The sequence below is a fragment of the Pseudomonas sp. D47 genome, from assembly GCF_045447305.1.
Taxonomy (GTDB): domain Bacteria; phylum Pseudomonadota; class Gammaproteobacteria; order Pseudomonadales; family Pseudomonadaceae; genus Aquipseudomonas.
Map to the genome: position 1 here is coordinate 1 of NZ_JBJGXU010000113.1, position 8,126 is coordinate 8,126.

General features: G+C 58.1%; 7 protein-coding genes. 3 read left to right on the forward strand and 4 right to left on the reverse strand.

The features are described from left to right. Positions 1-231: 231 nt before the first annotated feature. Positions 232-1,407, reverse strand: a complete 1,176-nt coding sequence (locus ACI77I_RS31265) for an aminotransferase class V-fold PLP-dependent enzyme (protein WP_407000038.1) — start codon at positions 1,405-1,407, stop codon at positions 232-234. A gap of 11 nt (positions 1,408-1,418) precedes the next feature. Next, positions 1,419-1,655 carry a DUF3820 family protein gene (locus ACI77I_RS31270; RefSeq protein ID WP_003213031.1) on the reverse strand — a complete coding sequence of 79 codons (237 nt, stop codon included), beginning with the start codon at positions 1,653-1,655 and terminating at the stop codon, positions 1,419-1,421. 205 nt (positions 1,656-1,860) lie between these two features. Between ACI77I_RS31270 and ACI77I_RS31275 the strand changes: the two genes are divergently transcribed. Then, complete coding sequence (locus tag ACI77I_RS31275; RefSeq protein WP_094953816.1) at positions 1,861-2,328, forward strand: PA2169 family four-helix-bundle protein; 468 nt, start codon at positions 1,861-1,863, stop codon at positions 2,326-2,328. A gap of 152 nt (positions 2,329-2,480) precedes the next feature. Here ACI77I_RS31275 and ACI77I_RS31280 read toward each other — a convergent pair whose 3' ends face one another. Then, complete coding sequence (locus ACI77I_RS31280; RefSeq protein ID WP_024077080.1) at positions 2,481-2,951, reverse strand: MaoC family dehydratase; 471 nt, start codon at positions 2,949-2,951, stop codon at positions 2,481-2,483. 71 nt (positions 2,952-3,022) lie between these two features. After that, entirely contained in the window at positions 3,023-3,967 is a 945-nt protein-coding gene (locus ACI77I_RS31285) for an alpha/beta hydrolase (RefSeq protein WP_094953817.1), read from the reverse strand. Positions 3,968-4,177: 210 nt separating this feature from the next. Between ACI77I_RS31285 and fadD2 the strand changes: the two genes are divergently transcribed. Both fadD2 and fadD1 read left to right on the forward strand, forming a co-directional pair. Next, positions 4,178-5,866 (forward strand): long-chain-fatty-acid--CoA ligase FadD2, encoded by a 1,689-nt coding sequence (gene fadD2 / locus ACI77I_RS31290; RefSeq protein ID WP_242152221.1) that lies wholly within the window; start codon positions 4,178-4,180, stop codon positions 5,864-5,866. Positions 5,867-6,251: 385 nt separating this feature from the next. Beyond that, positions 6,252-7,943, forward strand: a complete 1,692-nt coding sequence (gene fadD1 / locus ACI77I_RS31295) for a long-chain-fatty-acid--CoA ligase FadD1 (protein WP_407000040.1) — start codon at positions 6,252-6,254, stop codon at positions 7,941-7,943. Positions 7,944-8,126 lie beyond the last annotated feature (183 nt).

The following is an 8,126-nucleotide window of genomic DNA, read 5'->3' on the forward strand; positions in this document are numbered from 1 at the left end:
AGACCTTTTGCTTACTTTTGGGTCTTTCCAAAAGTGAGCCGCTGTAAGAGCAGAACCCTAAGCAGCCGTTACCGCAGCAACGGATATGTACTCACATCTACCTAAAAACCCCGTCAAAAGCTAAGCGCAACACAAAAAATTGCGTAGATACCCATGCTGCGATAGCGGTGTATCAGTAGATGCATCCAAAGCAGACCCACCGCCATCGCAGGCAAGCCAGCGCCCACAGTTTTAATCTTTGTTGAGTTCGGTAATCGCGTTGATCAACACATTGATATCCGCCGCCGACGTCACCAGCCCCGGCGTCACTCGAATACAGGTGCCAAACTCCGCACCCGTTCGAAGGGTGGTAAACACGCCATGCTCCTTGAGCAACCGGTCCACCATCACTTGCTGATCCCGCCCTGTGAACTTGAACGCAGTGATCCCGCAATACAGGCGTGGATCATCCGGCGTCAGTACCTCAACCCCCGGCAACGGCCGCACCGGGCTCACCCACAGATCCCGCAGGTAATTGACCCGCGCACCTTTAGCGGCCGAGCCACCCAAGGCGCGGTGTTCTTCCAGCACCAGCGGCAAGGTCATCAGCGCCGGAAAATTCGGTGTGCTGTAGGACGTACGCGCGCGTACATCGGTGGCCGGGTAATGAAATTCGCCCATGTCCGGGTCAATATCGGCCAGGCGCTCCGGTGCTATATACAGAAAGCCAAGGGTCAGCGGCGCGCCGATCCATTTATGCAAATTGAAGCCGGCGAATTGAATACCCAACTGCGCGAGGTTGAAGTCGATCTGGCCCAGGGCGTGGGCGCCATCGAGGATCACATCGACGCCATGCTCACGCGCGGCCTGGGCAATCGCCTCCACCGGCATCACCAGCCCGGTGCGATGGGTGACATGGGTCAGGGCCATCAGCTTGAGGCGCGGGTACTGAGCGAACGTATCGCGATAGGCCTGCACCAGGCTGTCGAAACTGGCCGGGTGAGTGTGAGAAATCGCAATAACCTCTACACCGCGATAGCCCGCCAACCAGCGCATTGGGCCTTTGACCGTGTCGTACTCCAGGTCGCTGATCAGCACCTGATCGCCCGGTTGCAGGCAGTTGTAGTTACGGATCAGCGACTGCAAGGCTTCGGTGGCATTGCGGGTGAAGGCGACCGCCTCGGGGTCGGCATCGATCAACCCGGCCAGTTGGCGGCGGATCTCGACATGTTCACCTTGCTCGAAGCGCTGGCGCACATACAGCGAGTTGCTGCGGTTGATAAACGCAACGTGCTCCAGGTACTGCGCGCTTACCGCGCGGCTCATGCGCCCAAAGTAGCCGTTTTCCAGGTTGATCGGGCCAGGCTCCAGCGCATAGCGCTGGGCGATGGCCTGCCAGTGAAGTTCGTTATCTGCATTCCTTGGCATGGCGTGGGCTCTTAATGACGGGGGGCGGGTTTGCCGTGTTTTGCCCGTAGCGGTTCCAGCAGTTCGGACAGGCCGTTGTGGTCGATTTCCTGCATCAGTGCCAGCAACCCGCCCAGTTCGCCGTGGGGGAAACCTTCACGGGCAAACCAGTTCAGGTAGGGGCCGGGCAGGTCAGCGATGATCCGTCCCTTGTACTTGCCGAAGGGCATTTCGCGGGTGATCAGCAGTTCGAGTTTTTCGGGGTTCATGGGCTTCAGTGGTTTGAGTCGAGACCTTGGAAAATACAGGCATTCTGCATGAAGGCCAAATGACAGATCATGCAAATAACGTAGATACAGATGGTTCAATAATTTTCAAGTTGTTGAAATCTAAGGAAAAAGTAATTTTTCAAAACCTGGCACGGGCGCTGCAATCATTAAGACACGTTTCTTAACCCGCACAAGGAATTGAAAAATGACTGACATCAATAAAGAATCGATCTCCGTACTGAACGACCTGATCGAGACCAGCAAAGACGGCCAGAAAGGCTTCGCGACTTGTGCTGAAGACATCAAACATCCAGAGCTCAAAGCCCTGTTTGTGAAGCGCTCCGCTGACTGCGCGACCGCAGCTGCCGAATTGCAAACTGCTGTGAAAGCGTTGGGCGGCGACCCGGAAAAATCCGGCTCGGTTGCCGGCGCTCTGCACCGTGGCTGGGTGGACGTGAAGTCGCTGGTCACCGGCAAAGATGAAGAGGCTGTGCTGAACGAAGCCGAGCGCGGCGAAGACCACGCCTTGAAGGCTTACAAAGAAGCGATCGAGAAGATCAACAAGCACAACCTGCTGGGCATTCGTGACCTGGTTGAGCGTCAGTTCCACGGCGCGCAACGCAACCACGACCAGGTGAAAGCCCTGCGTAACCAGGCTCGCGCTCAGTCGTAAAACCTGCTGCGTAACACCTGTTGTGAAAAAAAATGTGGGAGCGGGCTTGCCCGCGATTGCGGTGAGTCAGTCACTCTATCCAGTGACTGACACTCCGACATCGCGGGCAAGCCCGTTCCCACATTTGCTTGGTATCGACCTCGAGATTGCAATCAGCCAATGCTGATCGGCGGCAGCTCAGTCAACGTCACAACCTGCTGCTTGCGTGGCGCGAGGATTTCCGCCTCGCCGTCCACCACCAGCTCATCGCGCTGGTTGAACACGCGGGTGGCAATGCGCACGCGAAACTTGGGCAGCTTCTCGAGGATTTCCAAACGCACGGTCAGGGTGTCGCCGATTTTTACCGGCTTCTGGAAGGTCATCTGCTGGCCGATGTAGATAGTGCCTGGCCCAGGCAGCTCGCACGCAACGGCCGCGCTGATCAGGGCGCCGCTGAACATACCGTGGGCGATACGCTCCTTGAACATGGTCGCCTTGGCGTACTCGGCATCCAGGTGCACCGGGTTGTGGTCGCCGGACATGGCGGCGAACAACTGGATATCGCGCTCTTCGACGGTCTTGCTGTAACTGGCGGTCTGGCCGACTTCGAGGGCTTCGTACGGGGTGTTGGTTACCTGAGTCATCTAAAGGTGCATCCTGTGGCTAATCGGTAATGTAACTATCTGATTTTAAGGGGCTGATTTTAAAGGAGCAGTTACTCGCAGCGGGTCGGCCTGTGCAACGCCAGGGCCTGCTCGAGCCACCTCAGCACATCTGCTGTGACTTCGTCGCGATTGGTTTCATTGAACACTTCGTGACGCGCCTGCGGGTAAATATTCAGTTGCAGGTTCTGGCAGCCGGCCTCACGCAGTGCATGGGCCAGACTTTTGAGACGCTTGCCTTCACTCACCGGATCACATTCGCCGCCCATTATCAGGAGCGGCAGGCCCGGGTCGATCTGCGTGAGATTGGACGCTTTGCTGATTTGCTGCAAGCCGCCCAGCAGGTCGATCCATAGCTGGTTAGTGCAACGGAAGCCGCAGAGCGGGTCGTTGATGTACTTGTCGACTTCAACCGGGTCGCGGCTGAGCCAATCAAAGGCGGTGCGGGTAGGCTTGAACGCCTTGTTGAACGAGCCGAACGACAGGAACTCGATCAGCGCACTGCGCCCGCGCAAGCCCTGGCGTGCGCGTTCGATTCTGGCAATGACCTTAGCGGCGCGGTACAGCGCCACCGGCTGGAAATTCGAACCACTGAGAATTGCGCCATTCAAACTGGCGCTGTGGTGCAACAGGTAGGCCTGGGCGATATAACTGCCCATGCTGTGGCCCAGCAAAATGATCGGCAAACCCGGCTGCTGCTGGCCGATGTGCTGGTTGAGGCTGGCGAGGTCGCCCACCACTTTGGTCCAACCATCCTTTTCGGCGTATAGCCCCAGCGTCCCTTCGTCGGCGGTGCGGCCGTGGCCGCGCTGGTCCAGGGCGTACAGGCCGTAGCCGGCGGCGCACAAGGCCTCGGCCAGGCGCGCATAACGCCCGCTGTGCTCGGCCATGCCGTGGGACAGCATGATCATGGCCCGGGCTTGGCCTTCCGGCAGCCATTGATTGACGTACAGGCGGCTGCGGTCATTCGCGGTCAGCCAGAAGGTGCTGTGGTTCATGGCGCTTCCTTTGCTCAGAGTCGTTGCAGTGTATAGCTCATCTGCCAGAGGTTGGTGTATCTGCCTACACGTTGGGCGCAAGATTCATACAATAAATGACACAGTTGGTTGTATTTGCCTGTTTGGCCATAGCTGCTAACGTCCTCAAAGCTCCGCTTTTTAAACCTTCATAAAAGCGGCCGGACACACTCAGGTAAGAGGACAAGAATAATGCAACCTGATTTCTGGAATGACAAACGCGCGGCGGGCGTTCCCAATGCCATCGACCTCACCACGTACAAGTCGGTGGTGGAAGTCTTCGAACGTTCCTGCAAAGCCTTTGCCGACCGTCCGGCGTTCAGCAACATGGGCATTACCCTGACTTACGCCGAGCTTGAGCGCCACAGTGCGGCGTTCGCCGGTTACCTGCAACAGCACACCGACCTCAAGCCGGGCGACCGTATCGCGGTGCAGATGCCCAACGTGCTGCATTACCCGATTGCCGTGTTCGGCGCATTGCGCGCCGGGCTCATCGTGGTCAATACCAACCCGCTGTACACCCCGCGCGAGATGCGCCACCAGTTCAAGGATGCCGGCATTCGCGCGTTGGTCTATCTCAACCTGTTTGGTTCGCGGGTGCAGGAAGTGTGCGCCGATACCGAGATCGACTACCTGATCGAAGCCAAGATGGGTGACTTCATGCCGGCCGCCAAAGGTTGGTTGATCAACACCGTGGTCGACAAAGTCAAGAAGATGGTCCCGGCCTACAACCTCCCACGCGCCGTGTCGTTCAAACGCGCCTTGCGCATGGGCGCGGGCCAAAGCCTGACCCGGCACCCGGTGACCCTGGATGACATCGCCGTGCTGCAATACACCGGCGGCACCACCGGCCTGGCCAAGGGCGCGATGCTCACCCACGGCAACCTGGTCGCCAATATGCAGCAGGTGCGGGCGTGCATGTCCCAGGTCGGCGATGACGGCCAGCCGCTGATCAAGGAAGGGCAGGAGGTGATGATCGCGCCGCTGCCGCTGTACCACATCTATGCATTTACGGCGAACTGCATGTGCATGATGGTGACCGGCAGCCACAACGTGTTGATCACCAACCCGCGCGACATTGGCGGCTTTATCAAGGAACTGAAAAAGTGGCGGTTCTCCGGCCTGTTGGGGCTGAACACGCTGTTCGTGGCGCTGATGGACCACCCGGATTTCAAGACCCTGGACTTCTCCCACCTCAAGATCACTAACTCTGGCGGCACCGCCTTGATCAAGGCCACGGCCGAGCGCTGGAAGGCGCTGACCGGTTGCTCCATCGGCGAAGGCTACGGCCTGACCGAAACCTCACCGGTGGCCAGCACCAACCCCTACGGCGGCCTATCGCGCCTCGGCACCGTAGGCATTCCGGTGCCCGGCACGGGCATGAAAGTGATTGATGACGAGGGCCACGAGTTGCCGTTGGGCGAGCGCGGCGAACTGTGCATCAAGGGCCCGCAGGTGATGAAGGGCTACTGGCAGCAACCGGCCGCCACCGCCGAGGCCTTGGACGCTGAAGGCTGGCTGAAAACCGGTGATATTGCGGTGATCGACGCCGATGGCTACGTGAGCATTGTCGATCGCAAGAAGGACTTGATCATCGTCTCGGGCTTCAACGTATACCCCAACGAGATCGAAGACGTGGTGATGGCCCACCCGGCGGTCGCCAACTGCGCAGTGATCGGCGTGCCGGATGACCGTACCGGTGAGGCGGTGAAGCTGTTTGTGGTGGCGCGTGCCCAGGGTGTGAGCCTTGAAGAACTGAAGGCGTACTGCAAGACCAACTTCACCGGGTACAAGGTGCCCAAGCACATTGTGTTGCGCGAGTCATTGCCGATGACGCCGGTGGGCAAGATTCTGCGCAGGGAGCTGCGCGACATCGCTTGATGTGAAATAGGCTTCAAAAATGTGGGAGCGGGCTTGCCTGCGATAACGGTGTATCAGTCACCTAATTCATCGACTGATGGACCGTTATCGCAGGCAAGCCCGCTCCCACATTGTTATTTATCGCGCTGAAAGGCCCATTCCAGAGCGAATTTCAAAGATATAGAATCTTTGCTCTAAAAATGACCACTGGGTATTCTTGAGTCATGTTTATGACTGTAGGGCCCTCTCTTGGCTCTAGGCGGCCCTTGGCAAAGCTGCTACTCTCGGCGCGCTTTGTGACTTCTCGGCCTGCTTGAAAGCGCCAGACTCACCTTAAAAAAACATACACCAATAATAATCGCATCAAATGCGATGATGAATTCGCGTCGCTGAGGAGTGGGCTTCCATGAACGAAGACTTTTGGAAGGATAAGTACCCCGCCGGGATTGCTGCAGACATCAATCCAGACGAGTATCAAAATATTCAGGCGGTACTGAAACAGTCCTGCCAGCGCTTCGCCAACAAACCGGCTTTCAGCAACCTGGGCAAGACAATCACCTACGGTGAACTGTACGAATTGTCCGGCGCTTTCGCCGCCTACCTGCAACAGCATACCGACTTGAAGCCTGGCGATCGAATCGCCGTGCAACTGCCCAACGTCCTGCAATACCCAGTTGCCGTGTTCGGCGCCATTCGTGCTGGCCTGATCGTGGTCAACACCAACCCGCTGTACACCGCGCGGGAAATGGAACACCAATTCAATGATTCCGGGGCCAAGGCCCTGGTGTGCTTGGCGAACATGGCGCACCTGGCTGAAAAAGTCGTGCCCAAGACCGCCGTCAAACATGTGATCGTCACCGAAGTCGCTGACCTGTTGTCGCCATTCAAGCGCCTGCTGATCAACAGCGTCATCAAGTACGTGAAGAAAATGGTCCCGGCCTATCACCTGCCCAAGGCGATCAAGTTCAACGACGTGCTGGCCAAGGGGCACGGCCAACCGGTCAGCGATGCCAGCCCGGCGAGCGACGATGTCGCCGTGCTGCAATACACCGGCGGCACCACCGGCGTGGCCAAGGGCGCGATGCTCACCCACCGCAACCTGGTCGCCAACATGTTGCAGTGCAAGGCGCTGATGGGCTCCAACCTCAACGAAGGCTGCGAGATCCTGATCACGCCGCTGCCGCTGTACCACATCTATGCCTTCACCTTTCATTGCATGGCGATGATGCTGATCGGCAACCACAACATCCTGATCAGCAACCCGCGCGACTTGCCGGCGATGGTTAAGGAACTGTCGAAGTGGAAGTTCAGCGGCTTTGTCGGCCTGAACACCCTGTTCGTGGCGCTGTGCAACAACGAAGGCTTTCGCAAGCTGGATTTTTCCGCGCTGAAAGTCACCCTGTCGGGTGGCATGGCGCTGCAATTGGCAGCTGCCGAGCGTTGGAAAGACGTGACCGGTTGCAACATCTGCGAAGGTTACGGCATGACCGAAACCAGCCCTGTGGCGACGGTCAACCCGATTCAGAACATCCAGATCGGCACCATCGGCATTCCAGTGCCATCGACGGTGTGCAAAGTCATCGCCGATGACGGCGTCGAGTTGGCCCTCGGTGAAATCGGCGAGCTGTGCGTCAAAGGCCCGCAAGTGATGAAGGGCTACTGGCAGCGCGAAGACGCCACCGCCGAGATCCTCGACAGCGAAGGCTGGTTGAAGACCGGTGACATCGCGATCATCCAGCCGGATGGCTACATGCGCATTGTCGACCGCAAGAAAGACATGATTCTGGTCTCGGGCTTCAACGTCTACCCCAACGAGCTGGAAGACGTGCTGGCGACCCTGCCGGGCGTGCTGCAATGCGCGGCCATCGGCGTGCCGGATGACAAGTCCGGGGAGCACATTAAGATCTTCATCGTGGTCAAGCCGGGGGCGACCCTGACCAAGGACCAGGTGATGGAACACATGCGCGCCAATGTCACCGGCTACAAGGTGCCCAAGGCCGTGGAGTTCCGTGATGCGTTGCCGACCACCAACGTAGGCAAGATCCTGCGCCGTGAGTTGCGCGATGAAGAACTGAAGAAGCTGGGCCTTAAAAAGTAACCCAATAAGAAACCCCGCCAATGCGGGGTTTTTTATTGCCTGCTGCTGGCGAAACACTAGCCTCTGTGGGAGCTGGATTGCCTGCGATAGCTATAGGTATCTACACATCTTTTTATGGGTTGGATTCTTTGGTTGTCTCGGGGGCGCTGGGTGCATATCCGTTGCTGCGGTAACGGCTTCGTA

What these genes read in the sequence shown, in the direction of transcription:
- ACI77I_RS31270 (WP_003213031.1), bottom strand. Translation starts at nt 1,655, where the DNA reads ATGAACCCCGAAAAACTCGAACTGCTGATCACCCGCGAAATGCCCTTC.
- ACI77I_RS31265 (WP_407000038.1), bottom strand. Translation starts at nt 1,407, where the DNA reads ATGCCAAGGAATGCAGATAACGAACTTCACTGGCAGGCCATCGCCCAG.
- fadD1 (WP_407000040.1), top strand. Translation starts at nt 6,252, where the DNA reads ATGAACGAAGACTTTTGGAAGGATAAGTACCCCGCCGGGATTGCTGCA.
- ACI77I_RS31285 (WP_094953817.1), bottom strand. Translation starts at nt 3,967, where the DNA reads ATGAACCACAGCACCTTCTGGCTGACCGCGAATGACCGCAGCCGCCTG.
- ACI77I_RS31275 (WP_094953816.1), top strand. Translation starts at nt 1,861, where the DNA reads ATGACTGACATCAATAAAGAATCGATCTCCGTACTGAACGACCTGATC.
- ACI77I_RS31280 (WP_024077080.1), bottom strand. Translation starts at nt 2,951, where the DNA reads ATGACTCAGGTAACCAACACCCCGTACGAAGCCCTCGAAGTCGGCCAG.
- fadD2 (WP_242152221.1), top strand. Translation starts at nt 4,178, where the DNA reads ATGCAACCTGATTTCTGGAATGACAAACGCGCGGCGGGCGTTCCCAAT.